Source organism: Yoonia ponticola, assembly GCF_014199395.1.
GTDB classification, from domain to species: Bacteria; Pseudomonadota; Alphaproteobacteria; order Rhodobacterales; family Rhodobacteraceae; genus Yoonia; species Yoonia ponticola.
The window spans coordinates 154,086-174,499 of the sequence record NZ_JACIJM010000001.1 but is presented as its reverse complement, the minus strand read 5'-3'; the positions used below and the strand labels follow the sequence as shown (position 1 = coordinate 174,499).

Below are 20,414 nucleotides of genomic sequence, written 5' to 3'. Positions count from 1 at the left end.
CTGCAAACGAATGGCGTTAAATGCGAGCGTCCGTCATCAAGACAGCGCGTGCGACACGCGCCTTACAACAACCAGAGACACCCAAGCGTCCCGCGAAATCTAGGTGATTGCAGGCGGGGCGCGCGGCTGCAGCGGTGTATGCGTTGTGACAAGTGCGCTGCGACGGTCGATAAATGTCGTGCGGTAAGGCGCGAACTCTGCCGTCCGGCCTAGCGTATCAAGCTGAGCCTGCACCAGAACCAATGATAGCGTAACGGCCAGACAAGCTGGTGCGTCGTTTGAGGAATGATCCGTCGGGGCGACGTCTTCGATTTCGCCTTCAGCGGTTAACCAGACTTCGGTGGGGCCTTCCGGTGTACATAGAACCAGCGCCATGCCACCCGCGCGGCTGTCCCTCATAAAGCCTTGCGGCACCGTGCCGGACACCATCAACGCGAGCAACAACGTCAGGAACACAGACATCCGCGCCGCAGGTCGCGGTGTTGCACCACGTCTCTGCGCCCAAATGCGTTGTAAACCTGTCAGCCAATGCATCACGTAAGACATCCCCTCACAGGATCGTTACCAATGGGCCGCCGAACGCACAAACGGTAAATCCAACGCCTAGGTGATGGCAGAGACAATCCGCATCATGCCGTTTTCCAGCTGCCCCTTCACGCGGAACACTTCGGCCATATTATCTTGCGTTAGCACGTCTTCAGGCGTGCCAGTTACGATGTGTCGCCCACCCCGCATCAGGGTCATTGTGTCGCAGTACCGCGCCGCGAGAGTCAGGTCGTGGAACGTCGCGATCACTGTTTTGCCACGGCGTTTGATCTCGTCCAGCAGCAGAATTTGGTAACAAAGATCAAGGTGGTTGCTCGGCTCGTCGAGAATATAGACCTCTGGCGCACGAGCCAGTATTTGCGCGATGTGGGTCTTTTGCCGCTCGCCGCCAGACACTAGTGCCGCTTCCGCCTGCGCCATTTCAGCCAGTCCGGCGATCTGCAACGCCTCAGCGATACGCGCATCCCGTTCCCCTGCGCTTAACGGCAGGTTCATCATGCCGATTTCCACAACATCGCGGATCGTCAGCCCTTGCAGGCTACCCCCGTCTTGCACAAGCGCGCCAACCGTCCGCATCCATGCCGCCTGCGACCATGTCGATAGCGGCTTGCCGTTGATCCGCACAATACCGTTGTCCGGTTTCTGCGCCCGATACAATGCGCGCAGCACCGTCGTCTTGCCCGCCCCGTTTGGTCCCAACAGCCCGTGAAACGCACCCTTGGGCACGCTTAGAGAGAAATCATCGACACGGGGTAAACCACCCAGCTTGATGCTCAGGTTTTCGATTTCAATCATCGGATCAGAACGCATGGCGTACTCGTCTTAAAATCAGAATGAACGGCGGCGCTGCGAAAATCGCGAGCAACACGCCCAGTGGCATTTCTTCGGGTGCGAGCATCACGCGGCACATCAAATCAACCACGACAAGGACCAACGCACCCAGAATTAGGCTGAACGGGATCAACGCAAGGTGCCGGCCGCCGACCAATAGCCGCGCCATATGCGGCACAATCAAGCCGACAAACCCGACAATGCCCACAATCGCGACCGACAACCCAGCCAGCAACGCCACAGCGCAGAACACGACGACGCGCAATCCGCGCACAGGTACGCCCAGCGCTGTTGCCCGCTCATCACCCAGCAATAACGCATCGAGGTTCTGTGCCCGAGACAATGCAAATACGGTGACGCCGCATAACGCGGCCAGCGGCAACCAAAGCTCGCTCCACGTTGCCCCTGCCGCGGTGCCCATAAGCCAGCCAAGTGCCGTGCGCGTTGCATGTGGATCGCCGACATATAAGAAGAACGCCGTCATGGATTGGAACATCAACGACACCGCAACGCCCGCTAGAATGACCACCAACGGCGACATCATCGTGCCGCGCCGATATGACAGACCCAGCGTCAGGACAAACGCGCCGACGGCCCCCAGAAACGCAATCAACGGCACGCCCAACGTCGATGCGACCCACGACGGCAACCATAAAATCGCACCCACTGCAGCCGCCGATGCCCCCGACGAGAGACCCATCAAATACGGGTCCGCCAGTGGATTGTGGAGTACGGTTTGCATCATTACACCCGCCAGCGCGAGGCTCGCGCCAACAATGGCCACGACCAAAACGCGCGGCATCCGCCATTGCCAAAGGATCAACGACAGCGTGCGCGGTGCATCGGGTGCGCCCGTCAACGCGGCCCAGCGATCCGCCCACGTCACGTCCGCCGTGCCGAAAAACACGCCAGCCAACATGGCTACGATCAATATGATCACGGCCAATATCGTCAATTTGAACTGGCAGCGCATCAGATCACTCCAGTGCGGCCAGTTGTGCGGTCAGGTTGTCCAGCCCATCAGCGAACTGCATCCCCAGAACCGTTTGCGAAAACGGTAGGGTCACAAAGCGACCATTCACCACGGCATCCAGTTGCGACAGCACCGGATCGGCTTCCATGTAGGCGCGTTTTTCAGCGGCGGTGGACCAGTCTGCTTCGATCAAGACGATCAAGTCGGGGTTATTGATCACAACACGTTCCCAGCTTAGGTAGACCCAGCGGCCTTCAACGTCGTCAGAGATATTCGTCAGGCCAACAGTCTCGACCAACAGGCCCGGACCGCCACAGCACCCGATGGAATATGGCGTTTCACTGCCGCTATCGAAGATAAACGCGCTTCGCCCAAGTCCCGCGTTTTCAACCATTGCTGCGTCAAGCCGCGCTTCGATCTCGGTGATCAGCGCCTCAGCACGGTCTTCAACACCGAAAATATCGCCAATGGTGCGGATGTCCGTCACGATCGGTGCTGTCGTCAGAGGCACATCCTTGGGGTGCGCCAAATCACAGGACGCATCTACCAGATATGTCCCGATCCCCAGATCGTGCCAATTCTCTCGTTCACCCAGATTGTCCTCCGAAAACGCAGAGCCAAATCCCGCAAACAAAAAATCCGGATCGCTGGTAATCACAACTTCACGCGCAGGATATTTCTCGGCCAAGATCGGGACTTCATGATAAGCATCACGCCATTGCGGCAGAATTTCGTCGTCCATATATGCGGTTCCAACCATGCGATCCTGAAGGCCAAGCGCCAGCATGACTTCGGTCGCTTGCTGGTTCAGCGTCACGGCACGCGCAGGTGCTTTATCGTAAGTGTAGCTCTGACCGCAGCTTTGGATTGTCGCCTCTTGTGCGGCGGCAGGTGCGGCGGATATCGGCAAGATCGCGGCGGCCATGATAAAGTTACGCAGTCTCATAGGGTGCACCGGTCTTGAAAGTTTGAAATTCGGGAAGGGCTTTATTCTGGCGCAACACCACATCAGCAAAGCGGCGCACAGCGGCGGCATCAGGCAGTCGGAACCAATCGCCACGCGGATAAACCACCACGACAGGCCCCGTGTTGCACGGAAACAAACAGCCCGTTGATGTGAGTAGACAATTGTCACCAATGCTTAAGCGGTTGATCTCGGCTTTCAACAGCCCCAATAAATCAGGCGCGTCGCGCAGGTGGCAGCGCGGGCCATTACAAACAAGGATATGGTGTGCGTGTGCAGGCGGCGCATCCCAGCCATTGCCCATACTGCCTTGGATTTTCGGCTGAACCTGCGTGCGGGAAACGGGCGCATGCGCAATCGCCGTTAAAATGTCGGTATCCGTGGCACTATCGTCGGCCAACCACAGCGTGCAACCTGCGTTCTCATCCCGCGCGAGCCATTCTCCGACAGCACCGGGCAGCCATTTCATCAGGCTTTGCGAAAACGGAAGACCAACGGGCCGCAATGTGATCTCGCACGCACCCTCGGACGTGAGCCGCGACAATGCCTGCCACATGTTTTCGCCGTCACGTTCCAGACGCACAGCTTCGGCACGACCAGAGGTCGCGGCACACAGACCATCCATGACGCCACGCAAATTGCGCCCGCTCACGTAGGACTGCGAAATCAGATATAGCGTTGCTTGCACCAAATGCTCCCGCGGGGCGGGTCGAGCAAACAGAAGTGGGTCTGGATCAAATCCATCATCAGCTGTCTCCTTCGGACGCCCCGTCCGAATGTGTTACATCTGATGGCAGGTCTCCTGACTCGCGGGTCAAAGCTTGGCCAACCTTCCCGAGAGCTGTCTCAGTGGCATATTAGGCGTCGCTAACCGCTTACAGTTGCGGGGGCAGTCACGGTTTTGGCGCCTGTTGGCTATTCCTCACCGTATTCCCTTTTCATTCCAGACACCGCTTTGGGTGCCAGAAACCATCCCCGACACCGAACCACAAAGCAGTCGGTTTGGCAACGCGATCAAACGCCAAAAAATTTCATTTCGCAACGTGACGGTTATTCTGGTGACGGATAACCATTTCTTAACCTTTTGAATTTACACTTCTGGCAGACACTAAAAAGAACGAACGAGCGCGATTTCATGCTGCGATCAAGCAACTGCTTGAGCTTGGCCAGAGTGATGCTTTACCATTTCATTTGGCTGGATAGCGACATTCTCCGTGAAAAACATACGCATCGAACCTTCATCAACAACGCTATGCGCTGGTCCCGCGACTGGCCTAGATACGGCAATCCAAGATCGATTTTCCCTCATCCGGCGTCTCAAGGCACCCGTTTGGGTATTCGACATCGACAATTCGCGCATCGTCTTCGCGAACGCGCCCGCCTTTATGCTATGGCAGGCCAACAACGAACAAGAACTCTGCGCCCGCGATCTAAGCCAGAACATGTCCCCCGCGGTAAAGCGGCGATTGCAGCAATACCAAGTAGATTTTATCGAATACGATTCCGTATTCACCGAACAATGGACGTTATATCCGAACGGCCAACCAACTAGCGTCATGGTCGCCTACAGCGGCATTCGACTGGACGGCGGTCGCATGGCTATGTTTTGCGAGGTGCTAGACGGGTCCGAGGCAGAACCCGAAAACATTCGCAGCGCCGAAGCGTTGCTGCACACCGACGTCATGATCACCCAATACGCGATGGACGGTGACTTGCTTTACATGAACCCCGCCGCGCGCAACGCAGCCGTCGGATCACAACACGTCTTCTCTGACATATTCATGGATCGCACCGACTACGACAATGTCATGGCTGCGATCCACAATACCGGCGAACATCGGCTCGTCACCCAAGCCCACACCGGAATTGGCGCGCGGTGGTATGATATTTCAGCGAAACGGTGTCTGGACGCGGTCACGGGCAAACCAGCAGTCCTTGTCACAGCGACCGACGTGAGCGAACTCAAAGTCGCGAAGGACAAAGCACGGTATCTCGCGGATCGTGATCAACTGACAGGATGTTACAACCGCAACTATATCCAGCAACATTTCGACACCCTGATGACCACCAACTCAGGCAAGTGCGCTCTTTTGTACTTTGACATCGATAAATTTAAGACAATAAACGACGAAATCGGCCACGAGATGGGCGACATCGTGTTGAAAAAACTAGCGCATCGCGCACGTAAATTGCTGCGAAACGATGACCTGCTTGGGCGTCTCGGTGGCGATGAATTTGTCATTCTTCTGCACGATGCAACCTCCCCCGACGACATTTCCAACAAAATCGACGAATTGCAACGCGCCTTTGGCGAACCGATCCGCAACGCCGCGACCCATGTGAACGTCACAGTCAGCCTCGGCGTCACGACCTTTGAACCGCACGGCATTGAATTCGACACAGCGCTGCGCAACGCGGACATCGCCCTGTACGTTTCAAAACAATCCGGCCGAGATCAGGCGACTTATTTCAACGAGGAAATCGGTGCCATCGACAAAGAACGGCGCTTGATCGAAGCAGATATCAGACGCGGCATCGCGCAAAACGAATTTATCCTGCACTACCAGCCGCGCGTCCATCTGCCAAACGGGCAAACTGTCTCGGTTGAGGCTCTCGTGCGCTGGGAACATCCAGATCGCGGGCTCATCATGCCAGATAATTTCATACCGATCTGCGAAGAAACCGGCATGATCGAAGATTTAGGCAAAATCGTCTTGGACATAGGCTGCAAGCAAGCCTTGGCATGGGCAAATGCCGGCATCGACATGGGCGTCTCTATCAACATTTCCCCGCGCCAGTTTCAGGGCACCCAACTGATGGACGCGTTGAAGGCGTTCACAAAAACACCCGGCTTTCCGCGCCATAAAATCGAACTCGAAATCACCGAGAACGTTCTGTTTGGCGACCACAATAAAATCGCTGAAAAGCTGCAGGAAATCGTCGAGATGGGGTACCGGATTGCGATTGATGACTTCGGGACCGGATATTCAAACTTGTCTTATATCTCGCGGTTTCCACTGAACTGCATCAAAATTGACAAGTCGTTCGTCAGTCAACTGCCCGAGTCCGGCCCGATCATCCAACTGATCTTAACCTTGGCAAAACAAGTCGGCGCAACGGCAGTCGCCGAAGGTGTCGAGACACAAGCAGAATACGATTGGTTGCTTGCCGAAGGATGCACGCAAGTCCAAGGGTATTATTTCTCGAAACCAGTGCCACTCTTGCGATTACAAACCTCATTTGACGCCAGCGCCATTAAGCCCGCCGCGCCATCAGCAAAAACGGCAAACGCACCCAACGCGTAAACCAATCCCCTTTCCGCCTTCCAAAACAGCATTCCGCACAGCGTTTTAACCTGCCCGCCACACTTTAAATCGCCCGTTGGCACAAAATAGTGATGTCCCCGCGATTTTCTTTCGACGGAAAATATTTGGTGCTACGTAAGATCATAGACGCGCAGCCGGACCCACCCGATGATCGGTTTGGATTGGCTGTGCCGGTGATTGCTGCGTCATTGCAGACGAAACGGATTTAGGGACGGCCAAAACTTTGAAACATTTTTTTGTGACACTTCTTTCAGCGGCCGTTCTGGCAGGGGCTTATAGTATCGCGTTCGGCGTTCCGGACCAGGTTTCGCAGCTTTTAGGCAGCACCGAGCAGCCGCAAGAAGCAGAAGCCACCCCGCGTGGCGGTCAAGGCGGCGGCGGACGCGGACAAAGCCGGGCAACAACTGTCGTGCTATCCCCACTTGAGGAACACAGCTACACGCTGACCCTGCGCACGGTTGGTAGCGCTATTTCGCTATTCCGCGCCGATGTTGTCGCAACCGAAGCGGGCGAAGTTGTCGAAACAGCGTTACGTGCCAATGCCTTGGTCGAAAAAGGCGATGTAATTTTGCGCCTCGATGATCGGACCGAGCGCCTGTCACTGGAAATCGCACAAGCCGAGCGCGATCAGGCACAAGCCACCGTCACCCGCTACGAAGGGCTGCACACAAACGGCAGTTCTGTGGTCACTGACGTTGCGCTGTCCGAAGCCGCAGTTGCCCTGCGCTTGGCCGAAGCCAACGTCGGATTGGCCGAACTCGACCTTGAAAACCGCACAGTCGTCGCGCCGATTTCCGGACGTCTTGGCCTCAGTGAAGTGAACGTCGGCGACCGCCTGACAGCGGGTCAGACCATCGTCACTGTCGATGACACCACCACAATTTTTGCAGAATTCGAAGTCCCCGAACGCTCTGTCGGGCTTTTGGCCGAAGGCAAGCCCGTGTCCGTGTCCACCCCAACCTATACGGGCCGCGTGTTCGAGGGCAGCATCACCGCCTTTGACAGCCGCCTCGACAGCGTGACACGTAGCGTGACCGTACAAGCCGAAATCGACAATTCCGAAGGTTTGCTATTGTCCGGCATGACCCTCGCCACCCGCATGATCGACGAAACAGATCCCCTACCCGTCGTCCCCGCGACTGCGGTCACTTGGGACCGCACGGGCGCTGGCATCTGGATGTCGCAAGACGGCAAGGCCGTGCGCGTTGCGGCCACCATTCGCTACCGTGATGCGGATCGGGTCTGGATCGAAACCGAAGCGCCGATTGGGGCGGGAATCGTCACCGAAGGGGCTGCGAAACTTCGCGAAGGCGCCGAAGTCGCCCCAGCCCGCACACGAGTGGAAGAAGGCGCATGAGCATCGAGAAACGCGCCCACAAAGCCGGATTCGCTGACATTTTTGTCGCGCGTCCGATCCTTGGGATTGTCCTGAACCTTCTGATTATCATTGCGGGCCTCGCTGCGTTGTCCAGCGTCGATATTCGCGAAATGCCAGACGTCGACCGTCCCGTCCTGTCCGTGCGCACCAACTATGATGGTGCCGTGGCAACCACAGTCGATAGTGAAGTCACCCAAGTTCTCGAAGACGCGCTCAGCGCGTTGGAAGGCATGTCCTACATTGAATCGACCTCCAGCACCGGCTCCAGCCGCATCACGATCGACCTGTCCGATGGGACCGACGTTGACGTCGCTGCAAACGAAGCCCGCGAGATCGTATCAAACACGCTGCGCTCTCTGCCCGATGACGTGGACGATCCCAGCGTCACCAAAAGCGACAGCAACTCCGACGCGATTATCCGCCTCGCGCTATTGGGCGACGCCAGCTTTGACGAGTTGACGCAGATCGCCGAAGGTGCGGTGTACGAACGCCTTTCACTGATCGACGGCATCGCCGAGGTTACTGTGCGCGGCAATCGCGCGAACGAATTCCGCGTGTCGTTGAATATGCCGTCCCTCCTCAGCCGTGGTCTCACGATTTTTGACGTGTCCACTGCACTGGCACAACTGCGTGACGATACCGCCTTGGGCTCTCTGGAAAGCGCGTCGCAAACGCTTGCACTGCGCGTTGGCAACGAAGAGGTCACAGTTGCCACAATCAACGACCTACCGATCAACGACACCACCCAAGTGGCCGATGTCGCTTTTGTCCAGTTGATCCCCGAGGACAGCAGCGTCTACGCTCGCGTTAACGGCGAAACAGCGGTTGGGCTTGATATCACACGGCAATCCGTCGGCAATACGCTGGAAATCTCGCGCGACGTTGGTGTGGCCGTTGAAGAACTGCGCGCCGCACTGCCCTATAATGTGCAGTTGCTCGTGACCTCCGACGATGGGATTTTCATCGAAGGATCAATCAACGAGGTGGTGAAATCCATTCTTCTTGCAACTGTCATCGTTGTGGCCGTGATTTTCCTGTTCCTCCGCTCACCGCGTGCTACGTTGATCCCAGCTATAACCATTCCCGTGGCGCTAATCGGCACGCTCGCCGCGATCTGGCTGACTGGATTTTCCGTCAACACAATCAGCCTTTTGGCCTTGGTTTTGGCGACAGGCATGGTCGTGGATGACGCTATCGTGGTTATTGAAAACATCGTGCGGAAACGTAAATCCGGCATGGGCGCCTATGCGGCTGCTGCAGCTGGCACGAACGAAGTGTTCTTCGCCGTAATTTCGACCACCGCAACGCTTGCTGCGGTATTCATCCCTATTTCGTTCCTTCCCGGACAAGCTGGCGGTGTGTTCTCTGAATTTGGCTTCGTGCTCGCCTTTGCTGTGACCTTGTCATCGATTACGGCTTTGACGCTGGCACCTGTCTTGGCGGCCCTACTCGATCCGGGCAAAACGCAGGCCGACGCGACGACACCTAAACCAAGCCGCCTTTCACGCAGCTTTGACGCGGTCATGGATTACGCAATCCGGACGCCAATCATCGTGCTGGCTGTGGCGCTGGGCTTTGCCATGATCGCGATCGGCGCGGCTGCGACCTTGCCATCAACCGTCACCCCGACAGAGGATCGCGGCTTTTTCCTTGTTCAGGCGCGTGGTGCGTCTGATACGACGGTCGATTACTTGGACACCCAAGTCATTCAAGTCGAAGAAATCCTTGCCCCTTACCTTGCAAGCGGCGAAATTGCTGCGGTTCAAAGCATCATCGGCGTCGGCGGCGGGACCAGCGCGTTTATCGTCGTCCGCCTTCCGGACTGGGCCGACCGCGACTTCACGCAACAAGAACTTATCAGCAAGATCAGCGGCAGGCTTTCGTCCGTGCCGGGTGTGCAGGTCAGCGCACGGTCCACCAACAGTCTGAACATCCGTGGCGGCGGCAGCGGGCTTGGCTTCGCGGTCACTGGTAACAACATCGCGGATATGACCGCAGCGGCTGACAGCTTGGTTTCGGCGATGGCGCAAGACAGCACTTTCGTGAACCCACAACTGTCCAGCGATAGCGTCGACGCGCAATTGGAAGTCACCGTCGATGACACCGCCGCAGGCACCATGGGTCTGAATAGCGCCGAAGTTACCAGCCTCGTGCGTGCCTTGGTGCAAGGCGACGTGGCTGTGACCGTGTTCAACAATGACACCGAAGTCGACGTTAATGTCGTGCCCGGCGGCCCGCCTATCGACGATCCATCCGACATCGAATCCATGTCGATCCGCCTTGATAACGGTGCTTATGTGCCACTATCCGCCGTAGCCTCGCTGCAAACTGTTGTGAGCGATGCGCAAATCCAACGCTTGGCCGGCTCGCTTGCCGTGTCCTTGCAGGCAAACCTCGGCGAAAACGTGGACCTGTCCACGGCTATGAAACAACTGCTCGTTATTGCGGATGACGTCCTGCCCGACGGCATGGCAATCACGTTCACAGGCGAGGCGGCGACGCTCGATGATACCGCCGCTGGTATGTACATGGTCTTTGGCGTGGCGCTAATCGTTGTCCTACTGGTTCTCGCCGCGCAATTCGAAAGCTTTGCCAGTGCGGTTGTCATCATGTTGACGGTGCCGTTCGGTCTCGCGGCTGCCTTGCTCGCGATTTCACTAACGGGCGGGTCGCTGAACTATTACAGCCAGATCGGGCTTGTGATGTTGATCGGCGTTATGGCCAAGAACGGCATCCTGATCGTCGAGTTTGCCAACCAACTGCGTGAAGCCGGCGAAGACATCGACAGCGCGATCCGGAATGCCCTGCGCCTGCGTATCCGGCCTGTGATGATGACGATGGTGTCCACCGTGTTCGGCGGCCTACCCTTGATCCTGACCTCTGGCGCAGGTGCCGAAGCACGGATCGCCGTTGGCTGGGTGATCGTCGGCGGCCTAGGCTTTGCGACCGTGTTCACGCTGTTCCTGACGCCGATCTTCTATCGCTGGATCGCGGTCTGGGGTGCGGCACCGGGGTCTGCGGCGAAACGACTGCGCCAAGAATCGGATGCGACAGCCGACGCATAATCTGACACGCCCTCACGTTTGAGTGATTGCTCAAAATTAACACTTGAGCAATCACTCAACAATGCGTAGTTCTGTGTGCATAGACACCACAGAACTACGCATCAAAGGACGCGCCATGACTGACTTTAAAATCCACACGATCGAATCCGCACCAGAAGCCGCCAAGCCGCTTTTGGAAACATCTTTGAAAAACAATGGCCGTATTCCTGGCCTGCACGGCACAATGGCAGACGCGCCACCTTTGCTTGCAGCGTATAACTTTGCTCACCAGCAGTTCATGGCGACAAGCCTGACAGACGAAGAAAAAACTGTTGTATGGCAGGCGATCAACGTCGAAAACAGCTGCCATTACTGTGTGCCAGCACACACAGGCATCGCTAAAATGATGAAGGTCGACGACGCAATCACCGACGCTTTGCGCGATGAAACACCACTGCCGACAGCGAAACTCGAAGCACTGCGCACATTCACACTCGCGATGCTCCGCGACCGTGGTTTCGTCGCTGACGCAGACACACAGGCATTCTTGGACGCGGGTTTCACCGAAACCAACATCCTCGAAATCATCTTGGGCGCGGCTCAAAAACTGATGTCGAACTACACGAACCACTTCGCAAAGACTCCAGTTGACCAAGTGTTCCAAAAGTTCGCTTGGGAAAAATCCGGCAACGTTGCGGCCGAATAACCACTCACGTATTGGTCTGGCGTATCGCGCCAGACCATCCCCCACTGACCGACCAGCGCCCCTGCATGAAGGAAATGACATGACCAAGCCGCTTCGTATCGACATTATCTCTGACGTCATGTGCCCTTGGTGTATCATCGGATACCGCCAACTTGAGCAGGCACTTGAAGCGTCAGGCACCGACCATGAAATTCACTGGCACCCGTTCGAGTTGAACCCGCAGATGCCTCTCGAAGGCCAAGACATGTTCGAACATATCTCGGAAAAGTACGGCTCTACACGCGAGCAATCACTGGAAAGCCGTGCGCAAATGGCCGCACTTGGCGACGATCTGGGATTTGATTTTCAGTGGACCGACGAATCGCGGATGCACAACACATTCAATACGCACCAGTTGCTGGCTTGGGCAGACACCCAAGGTCGCAAACACGATCTGAAAATGGCGCTGTTCACCGCGCATTTCACCAACCGTCGCAACCTGTCGGATGACACCGTGCTTGCCGATATCGCCGCCGAAATCGGGCTGGACCGAGACGAAGCCGCCGCTGTATTGGATGACCAACGCTACGCCGACGAGGTTCGCAAAGGCGAACAGTTTTGGCAGCAACAGGGCATCAGCGGTGTTCCAGCGGTTGTTTTCGACCGTCAGCACCTTGTGACCGGCGCCCAAGGCGTAGACAATTACAAAAGCATTTTGACGCAGCTTGCCGAGTTGAAAGAATAAGCCATGGCCCGCACCGCAAATTATGATCGTGACGCCGCACTGGATGCGGCCATGACCCTATTTTGGGGCAAGGGCTATCACGCGACGTCTCTGAAAGACCTCGAAGCGGCATTAACCTTGAAACCGGGCAGTATCTACGCCGCATTCGAGAGCAAACAGAACCTCTATCTCTTAGCGATGTCGCGTTACTTCGCGATATCGCGCCAAGGGTTCCGCGACCAAATCGCCAGCGCCGACAGCCCACTTGCGGGCCTCGCTGGCCACTACATTAATTTCGCAAGCCTGCCAGAGTCGGATGCCGCCCGCCAAGCCTGCATGTTGACCAAGACCCTTGTTGACACCAACACAACCGATGAAACAATTGCATCCGCGTCAAAAGACTACCTTGATCAGATGTGCGCCGAGATCACGGACGTGTTTCGTGCGGCACAAAATGCTGGCGAAATCCCTGAAAACGCCGATCCGGAACGGCTCGCGCGTCGCTTCCAAGCCAACATCACAGCCCTGCGCGTCGAAATGCACCGCGGTTCATCACGCGAAATGATCAGCGCCTTGGCCGAAGATATGGCAGCCGAAACGCTGACCCTCGGGACACGGTCCCAAGCGCGCCATTAACCACGCCAATCCATCGTCTTGAACGCCTCGCGAAACGCGAATGTCTCAAGGTGGCTGTCGATCGCAACACGCCCGCGATCAATCCCGCCTGCAGTGTCAGCTGTCAAATCGACAATCAACTCCGCATCAGTCGCCGTCAGCGTGGCATGCCCGAACGGAAACACCGCCGTCCCTGCGGTCTTATCAAACTGAACATCAATCTTATGCGCAAAGTGTTTGCAGAGCTGCTGTAGGTAGCGATTGGCGTTTTTTGTCTTGAACCGACCTTGGTCCGAAAATGGGGCTTGCATCGCACATATTCCTGAGTATTTGTGTCGGAGAAAGTACCTGACAGATTCACTCGGCTTTGTCTAGGCGCTGAGACCCGCACAGACCACCTGAAGGACATCCAATGAAAACCATATTAACCACGCTCGCCATTGCGGTTTTACCGACATTGGCATTCGCTCAAACAGCGGAAATAGAAACCGCAGCCGGGCCAGTGACGGTTCCTGTTTCGCCCGAATCTGTGGTCACATTTGATCTCGCGGCGCTCGACACGTTGACAGCACTGGGCGTGTCCGTTGCTGGCGTACCAAAAATCGCACCGCCTGCGTATCTCGCCGATGTCATCGACGGCTTGCCCACAGTCGGCACGCTGTTCGAGCCTGATTTCGAAGCTTTGGCCGTCATGGCCCCCGACTTCATCATCGCGGGTGGCAGATCACAAGCACAGGTCGAACCGCTGTCCCAGATCGCACCGACAATCGACATGACGATCTCTGGCGACAACCTGCTTGCCGACGCGAAAGCACGTATTTCGGCCTACGGCACGGCGTTTGATCGCGAAGACGCATCAGCCGCCCTACTCGCAGACCTCGACAATGCAATTGCCGCGGCCCGCACAGCGGTTGATGGAAAAGGCGACGCGCTGATCGTGTTAACCAATGGCGGCAAAGTTTCCGCTTACGGCGACGACTCGCGCTTTGGGTGGTTGCACACATCGCTTGGCTTGCCCGAAGCTTTCCCAGAGCTGAATGCAGAAACGCACGGCGAAGCCATTTCGTTTGAATTCATCGCCGACGTCGACCCTGATTGGATCTTCGTCGTCGATCGCGGTGCAGCAATCGGCCAAGACGGCGAAGCGGCAGCCGTAACCTTGGATAACCCACTGGTTGCAGGCACTGCGGCTGGCAAAGCAGGTCACATCGTTTACCTCGATTCCGCACGGCTTTATCTTGTCGGCGGCGGTTACCAGTCCATGATGGGCACAATTGACGAAGTCGTAGCGGCGTTTGCAGCCGACTAAAGCGAGGCGATTTCGTGAAACTGTGGCTTTACGCGACCTTGACGCTCGCCCTCCTTGTGGGGGCGAGTTGTCTTATTGGGGTCGCTGACCTTTTTGGCTCTGACCTCGACGGGCAAATGGTGATGGTCGTCAGCCGTCTACCACGCACGTTCGCGGCGCTACTGGCAGGCGCAGGATTGGCGCTTGCTGGTGTTGTCGTGCAGATGAGCGTTCAAAACAGGTTGGTCGAACCCAGCCTCGTTGGCACACCTGAGTCTGCAATGCTTGGGTTGCTGATCGTCACCCTGATCGCCCCCGGTGCTGCGTTAATGGTTAAAATGTCCGTCGCTGCAGGGGCCGCATTGGTCGGCACGCTCGTATTTTTATGGTTAGCGCGACATGTACCGCGCCGCGATCCCGTACTACTCCCGCTCGTTGGGTTGATCTACGGCGGCATCATCGGCGCGGCAGTGCTATGGCTCGCGTGGACGACAGATTTGGTCCAGTACATCGGCGTTTGGCAAAGCGGAGAGTTCTCGGGCGTGCTGCAAGGCCGTTACGAATTGCTCTGGATCGTCGCCTTGGTCGCCACACTTGTTTGGCTCGCTGCAGACCGGATCACCATGCTCGGGTTGGGCGAAGACGCGGCCCGCAGCCTCGGCCTAGATTACCGTCAAACGCTGCTGGCTGGCTTGATCCTTGTGTCGATTATCGTGGCCGTCGTCGTGGTCAGCGTCGGGTCGATCCCCTTTGTCGGCCTCGTCGTGCCTAATATCGTATCACGTTGGCGCGGCGATAATCTGCGTCGCAACTTGCCGCTGGTGGCGTGGCTGGGCGGGACCATGGTGCTGGCCTGCGACATTATCGGGCGGATCATTCGCTTTCCCTACGAGATCCCCGCCGGCACGGTTTTCGCCGTTCTGGGCGCTGCGGTCTTCCTTTGGCTGCTGCATGCAGCACCGAGGCGGTCCCATGGTTGATCGTCGCATTTTACTGCTCGCAGCCCTCTTGGCGTTCGTATCCGCACTGTTCCTGTTCTGGAATCTACGTGCGCCGATGGGCTTTATCCTATCACTGCGCTTCACAAAGTTCGCAGCACTCTGCGTGGTCGGTGCCGCGATCGGGACCGCCACAGTCCTATTTCAAACCATCGCCGCAAACCGCATGTTAACACCCGGCATCGTCGGATTTGACGCGCTCTTTGTGTTCATCCAAACCATGCTCGTTCTCACATTGGGCGGCGCAGGTTTCGCACGATTGCCTGCCCTCGCCCAGTTCGGCGTCGAAACAACCGTCCTCGTTCTGGCCGCACTCGCGCTATTCAGCATCCTACTGCGCAAAGGGGCCGACGACATTCTGCGCCTCGTCCTGACAGGCGTCATCATCGGCGTACTGCTGCGCGGGCTCGCCGGATTAGCGCAACGCCTGCTCGACCCGTCCGAGTTTTCAATCGTCCAACAAGCAAGCTTTGCGACATTTGGTGCCGTCGACAAAACCCAACTTGCAATCGCAAGCGTCATTCTTGTGCTGTGCCTCGTCGCGGCACTCAGCATCGCGCGATCACTTGATCTGATGGCACTTGGCCGCCGCACCGCACTGCCGCTCGGGCTCGACTACGACCGCATGGTGTTCGTGGCACTCGGCATCGTCGCATTGCTCGTCGCAACATCAACCGCCCTTGTTGGTCCCATCACGTTCCTCGGCTTGCTCGCATCCAGCCTAGCCCACGCGGTCTTATCAACGTGGCGACACGCACGCCTGCTGCCCGCCGCCGCCATCATCGGCGCGATCATCCTCGTTGCGGGTCAGTTCGTTTTCGAACGCCTACTCGGTCTGCAATCGACCCTCACCGTCATCGTCGAATTTGCAGGCGGTGCGCTCTTCCTCTTCCTCGTTCTGCGAAGGCCACGACTATGATCCAGCTCGATAACCTGTCGATCACCAAAAATGGCGCGGATATCCTCAGGGATGTGTCCCTAAAATTTGGCCAAGGCGGCATCACCGCATTGATCGGCCCAAATGGCGCGGGCAAGTCCACGCTTCTGAATGCCATCGCAGGACTAATCACACCGTCACAAGGATCGGTGACGGTCGAAGGCTGCGATATGATCCGCGCCCGTCCACCTGAACGGGCGAGCCACGTCGCATTGCTCGCGCAAAATGAACAGGTCACTGCACGTTTGACTGTGCGCGATCTCGTCAGCTTCGGACGTTGGACACACCATAAAGGCCGCCCCAAAGACGAAGACCACCGTAAAATCGAAGAATCGATCGAAGCCTTTGATCTCGTCACACTCGCCGACAGGCGCTTGGATGAATTGTCAGGCGGTCAACGGCAGCGCGCGTTTGTCGCAATGGCATGGGCACAAGAAACACCGTGGCTTTTGCTGGACGAGCCGCTGTCGGCCCTTGATCCGCGCCACGTGCGCGACATCATGGACCGCTTACACGCGCTTACCCGACCGGGCGAAAACCAACGTAGCGTTGTTATCGTCCTGCACGATCTCAGCGTAACTGCTCGCTACGCAGACCGGATCGTCGCCCTTAAAAACGGACAGCTCGTGACAACGGGACCACGTGTCCTTGCCATGACAGGTCCGATGCTCAGCGACCTGTTCGGCACAGGCCTCGCCATCGAACGCTTTGGCGGCCGCGACGTCGTGGTGCCGTGCTAAGCCTCTCTTAACCACGCCTTCTACAAACGATCCCTTGCCCCCATAGATAATCCATCCTACCAAAGCAGCACCTCGGGGGGCCTTTTATGGCTGAGACTGCGCAAGCTGACCCGTCGAACCTGAACCGGTTAAGACCGGCGGAGGGAAGGTTTAGCACATCCGCTATCCCCCCAATCCGCCCGTCACATTTGGAGGATACGATGTTGAAAACGACCTATCTGACAGCTGTTGCGGGACTTTGTGTGGCTACTGTAGCCACGGCAGAGGTCCCGAAATTGACTGTCCTCACCTACGATAGCTTTACCACAGAATGGGGCCCCGGCCCTGCGATTGAGGCGGCGTTTGAAGAAACCTGTGCCTGCGATCTGGAATTCGTAGGCGCAGGCGACGGTGCTGCATTGCTCGCACGCTTGCAGCTCGAAGGGTTGCGGACCGAAGCCGACATCGTGCTTGGCCTCGATACAAACCTGACTGCTGCGGCACGTGAAACAGGCTTGTTCGCGCCGCACGGGATTGAAGCAGAATTAACCCTGCCGCTGGGTTGGACCGACACCGAATTTCTACCCTATGATTGGAGCTACTTCGCCTTTGTCGGCAACGAAGGCGCAGAAGCACCCACATCGCTACAGGCCTTGGCCGATAGCGACATCAAAATCGTGATCCAAGATCCACGGTCATCAACACCCGGCCTTGGTCTGCTCTTGTGGGTCAAAGACGTCTACGGCGACGACGCCCCACAATTCTGGGCCGACCTCGCTGATAATATCATCACCGTGACACCCGGCTGGTCCGAAGCCTACGGGTTGTTCATCGATGGCGAAGCTGACGCAGTGCTGTCCTACACGACCTCGCCCGCCTACCACTTGATCGCCGAAGATGACGCCAGCAAAGTCGCATGGGCGTTTGATGACGGCCACTACATGCAGGTCGAAGTCGCGGGTAAAGTCGCAGGCACGAACGTGCCCGAAATCGCAGACCAATTCTTGGCGTTCATGGTCTCTGACGGTTTCCAGTCCATCATCCCGACGACAAACTGGATGTATCCGGCTGCAACACCTGCGGACGGTTTGCCCGAGGGGTTTGACACGCTGGTCGTCCCAGAGCTGTCTCTCTTGAAAACACCAGAAGACGCGCTGGCAATCCGAGACGAGGCATTGGCCGAATGGCGCGAAGCCCTGTCGCAATAATCAGCCGCACCCCCGCCAATCTGGCGGGGGCGTTGGTGCTGGCACTGACCTTGGGCACGTTAATCGCAGTCGCGATACGGGCCGAGGTCGGCACCGGCCTATCCGCTGCCGATTGGGCGGCGATCCAATTCACGATGTCACAAGCATTGGTTTCGGCCTTGGTCAGCGTCTTGCTGGCGATCCCCGTTGCACGCGCACTCGCGCGGCGGTCGTTTTGGGGGCGTGGCGCGTTAATCACGCTACTCGGTGCGCCGTTCATTTTACCCGTGATTGTCGCCGTTCTAGGCCTGCTCGCCGTATTTGGTCGCGGCGGCATCCTGAACGACGCATTCGGCTCTATAGGACTACCCGAAGTCTCGATCTATGGCTTTCACGGCGTCGTTCTTGCGCATGTTTTCTTTAACCTACCACTCGCCACACGGTTCCTCCTGCAAGGCTGGCTCGCAATACCAGCGGAACGGTTCCGACTTGCGGCGTCACTGAATGCACCAGTCGGACGACTACTGGAATGGCCAATGCTACGCGCTGTCGTGCCGGGTACATTCCTCGTTATCTTCCTGATATGCCTCACAAGTTTCGCCGTCGCCCTGACTCTTGGCGGTGGGCCCAAAGCAACAACCGTCGAACTCGCCATTTTCCAAGCGATCCGCTTTGATTTTGACCTTGGTCGCGCCGCCCTGCTGGCTTGCGTGCAATTCGTCATCTGCGCGATTGCGGCAGTGGTGGCGTGGAAAGTCACGGCAGTTGACGGCTTCGGCGCAGGGCTTGACCGCGTTGTGCAACGTTGGGATGGCTCAAAAGTTTGGGACTTTACGTGGATCACCGCCGCCGCGTTGTTCTTAATCGTCCCGCTCAGCATGGTCGTGATCAAAGGCATCCCCGGCCTGTTCGACCTGCCACCTAGCGTATTCGCCGCGGCGATCCGGTCAATCGGGGTGGCGCTCGTGTCCGCAATTCTATGTGTCGGAATGGCCTTAGCCCTCGCGCTGCATGGCGGCCGCATGGTCGCAATTATCGGCGTTCTGCCGTTGGCCGCCTCCGGACTAGTCGTCGGCACAGGCTTGTTCCTGATCGTATTTCCCTTCGTGCGCCCGTCCGATTTAGCGCTGCCCGTCACAGCACTTGTCAACGCAACCTTAGCTTTACCCTTCGCATTACGGTCGCTTTCCCCCGCTATCGACTCGGTTGTCGCAGACTACGGACGGCTCGCGGATCAACTTGGGTTGACGGGCTGGACACGGCTGCGCCTGCTGATCTTGCCCCGCATCCGGCGACCAATGGGCTTTGCACTGGGATTGGCAGCGGCACTATCCATGGGCGATTTGGGCGTGATTGCCTTGTTTGCCGACCAGTCCGGCGCAACCTTGCCACTCGCCATGTATCGGTTAATGGGGGCCTACCAGCTTGAGGCCGCAGCAGGGGCTGGCTTGTTGCTCGTCGCGCTTAGCCTGTTGCTATTCTGGATTTGTGACCGTGGAGGGCGCGTAAATGCTGACGTTTGATGCGGTGACATTATCGCAAGGCACGTTCCAACTGACCGCAGATTTTCAGCTGCAAGCCGACATCACGGCGGTGATCGGCCCGTCAGGTGGCGGCAAATCAACGTTGCTGGCAGGCATAGCTGGTTTCTTTGAACCGTCCAAAGGCCGCGTTCTGTGGGATAACCAAGTGCTCACCGGAACCTCGCCAGCCAAACGCCCAGTCAACATGCTGTTCCAAGACAATAACCTGTTTCCGCATCTGACAATCCAGCAGAATGTCGGGCTTGGGTTGCGGCCCGATCTGCGACTGACGCAGGACCAAAAGCAGATGGTCGCAGACACCCTCGATCATGTGGGATTAACCGATCTGGGCGCACGCAAACCAGCGGCGCTATCCGGCGGACAACAAAGCCGCGCGGCACTTGCCCGTGTTCTCGTGTCGCAACGTCCGCTTGTATTGCTAGACGAACCCTTCGCCGCACTTGGGCCTGCGATGAAGGACGACATGCTGCGATTGGTCCGCGAAACATTAGTGCAGGCTGGCAAATCAGTTGTGATTGTGACGCATGACCCCGACGATGCACGTCGCTTTGCGGATCAGGTGATCTTGGTCGCGGACGGTGTGGCCCATGCGCCCGTGAGCAGCGAAGAGATATTCGCAAACCCACCACCAGCACTACGCGCTTACTTGGGGTGA

Annotated in this window: 19 protein-coding genes and 2 riboswitches; of the genes, 13 read left to right on the top strand and 6 right to left on the bottom strand. The window is 57.4% G+C overall.

Annotated features, from left to right (window positions below):
• Positions 1 to 99: 99 nt before the first annotated feature.
• The 5 genes from FHS72_RS00855 to FHS72_RS00835 form a co-directional block, all read right to left on the bottom strand.
• Positions 100 to 534 (bottom strand): hypothetical protein, encoded by a 435-nt coding sequence (locus tag FHS72_RS00855; RefSeq protein WP_183524118.1) that lies wholly within the window; start codon positions 532 to 534, stop codon positions 100 to 102.
• Positions 535 to 603: 69 nt separating this feature from the next.
• Positions 604 to 1,356, bottom strand: coding sequence for an ABC transporter ATP-binding protein (locus tag FHS72_RS00850; RefSeq protein ID WP_183524115.1), 753 nt, complete (start codon positions 1,354 to 1,356; stop codon positions 604 to 606).
• Complete coding sequence (locus tag FHS72_RS00845) at positions 1,346 to 2,350, bottom strand: FecCD family ABC transporter permease (RefSeq protein WP_183524112.1); 1,005 nt, start codon at positions 2,348 to 2,350, stop codon at positions 1,346 to 1,348. The genes FHS72_RS00850 and FHS72_RS00845 overlap by 11 nt, the downstream gene beginning before the upstream one ends.
• A gap of 4 nt (positions 2,351 to 2,354) precedes the next feature.
• Positions 2,355 to 3,296, bottom strand: coding sequence for an ABC transporter substrate-binding protein (locus FHS72_RS00840; RefSeq protein WP_183524109.1), 942 nt, complete (start codon positions 3,294 to 3,296; stop codon positions 2,355 to 2,357).
• A complete protein-coding gene (locus tag FHS72_RS00835; protein ID WP_343042619.1) occupies positions 3,283 to 4,002 on the bottom strand; it encodes a (2Fe-2S) ferredoxin domain-containing protein in 720 nt (239 codons plus the stop codon). Before FHS72_RS00835 ends, FHS72_RS00840 begins: the two co-directional genes overlap by 14 nt.
• 87 nt (positions 4,003 to 4,089) lie before the next feature.
• Positions 4,090 to 4,303, bottom strand: a riboswitch (cobalamin riboswitch).
• A 225-nt stretch (positions 4,304 to 4,528) separates the two neighbouring features.
• Between FHS72_RS00835 and FHS72_RS00830 the strand changes: the two genes are divergently transcribed.
• From FHS72_RS00830 to FHS72_RS00805, 6 genes are all read left to right on the top strand, one after another.
• Positions 4,529 to 6,619, top strand: a complete 2,091-nt coding sequence (locus FHS72_RS00830) for a putative bifunctional diguanylate cyclase/phosphodiesterase (protein WP_343042618.1) — start codon at positions 4,529 to 4,531, stop codon at positions 6,617 to 6,619.
• Between the two features lie 259 nt (positions 6,620 to 6,878).
• Positions 6,879 to 7,997: an efflux RND transporter periplasmic adaptor subunit gene (locus FHS72_RS00825; RefSeq protein WP_343042617.1), complete on the top strand. Its 1,119-nt coding sequence runs from the start codon at positions 6,879 to 6,881 to the stop codon at positions 7,995 to 7,997.
• Positions 7,994 to 11,083, top strand: coding sequence for an efflux RND transporter permease subunit (locus FHS72_RS00820; RefSeq protein WP_183524103.1), 3,090 nt, complete (start codon positions 7,994 to 7,996; stop codon positions 11,081 to 11,083). The genes FHS72_RS00825 and FHS72_RS00820 overlap by 4 nt, the downstream gene beginning before the upstream one ends.
• A gap of 115 nt (positions 11,084 to 11,198) precedes the next feature.
• Positions 11,199 to 11,768: a carboxymuconolactone decarboxylase family protein gene (locus tag FHS72_RS00815; RefSeq protein WP_183524100.1), complete on the top strand. Its 570-nt coding sequence runs from the start codon at positions 11,199 to 11,201 to the stop codon at positions 11,766 to 11,768.
• A gap of 79 nt (positions 11,769 to 11,847) precedes the next feature.
• Positions 11,848 to 12,492 (top strand): DsbA family oxidoreductase, encoded by a 645-nt coding sequence (locus FHS72_RS00810; RefSeq protein WP_183524097.1) that lies wholly within the window; start codon positions 11,848 to 11,850, stop codon positions 12,490 to 12,492.
• 3 nt (positions 12,493 to 12,495) lie between these two features.
• A complete protein-coding gene (locus FHS72_RS00805) occupies positions 12,496 to 13,107 on the top strand; it encodes a TetR/AcrR family transcriptional regulator (RefSeq protein ID WP_183524094.1) in 612 nt (203 codons plus the stop codon).
• Here the strand turns inward: FHS72_RS00805 and FHS72_RS00800 are convergent.
• Positions 13,104 to 13,397: a DUF2218 domain-containing protein gene (locus FHS72_RS00800; RefSeq protein WP_183524091.1), complete on the bottom strand. Its 294-nt coding sequence runs from the start codon at positions 13,395 to 13,397 to the stop codon at positions 13,104 to 13,106. The two genes, FHS72_RS00805 and FHS72_RS00800, sit on opposite strands and share 4 nt — an antisense overlap.
• Positions 13,398 to 13,498: 101 nt before the next feature.
• Between FHS72_RS00800 and FHS72_RS00795 the strand changes: the two genes are divergently transcribed.
• The 7 genes from FHS72_RS00795 to FHS72_RS00765 all read left to right on the top strand — a co-directional run bounded on the left by FHS72_RS00795 (position 13,499) and on the right by FHS72_RS00765 (position 20,414).
• A complete protein-coding gene (locus FHS72_RS00795) occupies positions 13,499 to 14,395 on the top strand; it encodes a siderophore ABC transporter substrate-binding protein (protein ID WP_183524088.1) in 897 nt (298 codons plus the stop codon).
• A 14-nt stretch (positions 14,396 to 14,409) separates the two neighbouring features.
• Positions 14,410 to 15,354 (top strand): ABC transporter permease, encoded by a 945-nt coding sequence (locus tag FHS72_RS00790; RefSeq protein ID WP_343042615.1) that lies wholly within the window; start codon positions 14,410 to 14,412, stop codon positions 15,352 to 15,354.
• Complete coding sequence (locus FHS72_RS00785) at positions 15,347 to 16,291, top strand: iron chelate uptake ABC transporter family permease subunit (RefSeq protein WP_183524085.1); 945 nt, start codon at positions 15,347 to 15,349, stop codon at positions 16,289 to 16,291. The genes FHS72_RS00790 and FHS72_RS00785 overlap by 8 nt, the downstream gene beginning before the upstream one ends.
• Positions 16,288 to 17,049: an ATP-binding cassette domain-containing protein gene (locus FHS72_RS00780; protein WP_183524082.1), complete on the top strand. Its 762-nt coding sequence runs from the start codon at positions 16,288 to 16,290 to the stop codon at positions 17,047 to 17,049. Before FHS72_RS00785 ends, FHS72_RS00780 begins: the two co-directional genes overlap by 4 nt.
• A gap of 63 nt (positions 17,050 to 17,112) precedes the next feature.
• Positions 17,113 to 17,212: riboswitch (TPP riboswitch) on the top strand.
• Between the two features lie 37 nt (positions 17,213 to 17,249).
• Complete coding sequence (thiB, locus tag FHS72_RS00775) at positions 17,250 to 18,236, top strand: thiamine ABC transporter substrate binding subunit (protein ID WP_183524079.1); 987 nt, start codon at positions 17,250 to 17,252, stop codon at positions 18,234 to 18,236.
• A complete protein-coding gene (locus FHS72_RS00770; RefSeq protein ID WP_183524076.1) occupies positions 18,212 to 19,738 on the top strand; it encodes a thiamine/thiamine pyrophosphate ABC transporter permease ThiP in 1,527 nt (508 codons plus the stop codon). The genes thiB and FHS72_RS00770 overlap by 25 nt, the downstream gene beginning before the upstream one ends.
• Positions 19,725 to 20,414 carry a thiamine ABC transporter ATP-binding protein gene (locus FHS72_RS00765; protein ID WP_183524073.1) on the top strand — a complete coding sequence of 230 codons (690 nt, stop codon included), beginning with the start codon at positions 19,725 to 19,727 and terminating at the stop codon, positions 20,412 to 20,414. The genes FHS72_RS00770 and FHS72_RS00765 overlap by 14 nt, the downstream gene beginning before the upstream one ends.

Coding starts and splice junctions, on each gene's coding strand:
- FHS72_RS00855 (WP_183524118.1), bottom strand. CDS start 534: ATGCATTGGCTGACAGGTTTACAACGCATTTGGGCGCAGAGACGTGGT.
- FHS72_RS00810 (WP_183524097.1), top strand. CDS start 11,848: ATGACCAAGCCGCTTCGTATCGACATTATCTCTGACGTCATGTGCCCT.
- FHS72_RS00770 (WP_183524076.1), top strand. CDS start 18,212: ATGGCGCGAAGCCCTGTCGCAATAATCAGCCGCACCCCCGCCAATCTG.
- FHS72_RS00820 (WP_183524103.1), top strand. CDS start 7,994: ATGAGCATCGAGAAACGCGCCCACAAAGCCGGATTCGCTGACATTTTT.
- FHS72_RS00840 (WP_183524109.1), bottom strand. CDS start 3,296: ATGAGACTGCGTAACTTTATCATGGCCGCCGCGATCTTGCCGATATCC.
- FHS72_RS00765 (WP_183524073.1), top strand. CDS start 19,725: ATGCTGACGTTTGATGCGGTGACATTATCGCAAGGCACGTTCCAACTG.
- FHS72_RS00795 (WP_183524088.1), top strand. CDS start 13,499: ATGAAAACCATATTAACCACGCTCGCCATTGCGGTTTTACCGACATTG.
- FHS72_RS00845 (WP_183524112.1), bottom strand. CDS start 2,350: ATGCGCTGCCAGTTCAAATTGACGATATTGGCCGTGATCATATTGATC.
- FHS72_RS00785 (WP_183524085.1), top strand. CDS start 15,347: ATGGTTGATCGTCGCATTTTACTGCTCGCAGCCCTCTTGGCGTTCGTA.
- FHS72_RS00780 (WP_183524082.1), top strand. CDS start 16,288: ATGATCCAGCTCGATAACCTGTCGATCACCAAAAATGGCGCGGATATC.
- FHS72_RS00850 (WP_183524115.1), bottom strand. CDS start 1,356: ATGCGTTCTGATCCGATGATTGAAATCGAAAACCTGAGCATCAAGCTG.
- FHS72_RS00805 (WP_183524094.1), top strand. CDS start 12,496: ATGGCCCGCACCGCAAATTATGATCGTGACGCCGCACTGGATGCGGCC.
- FHS72_RS00815 (WP_183524100.1), top strand. CDS start 11,199: ATGACTGACTTTAAAATCCACACGATCGAATCCGCACCAGAAGCCGCC.
- thiB (WP_183524079.1), top strand. CDS start 17,250: ATGTTGAAAACGACCTATCTGACAGCTGTTGCGGGACTTTGTGTGGCT.
- FHS72_RS00800 (WP_183524091.1), bottom strand. CDS start 13,397: ATGCAAGCCCCATTTTCGGACCAAGGTCGGTTCAAGACAAAAAACGCC.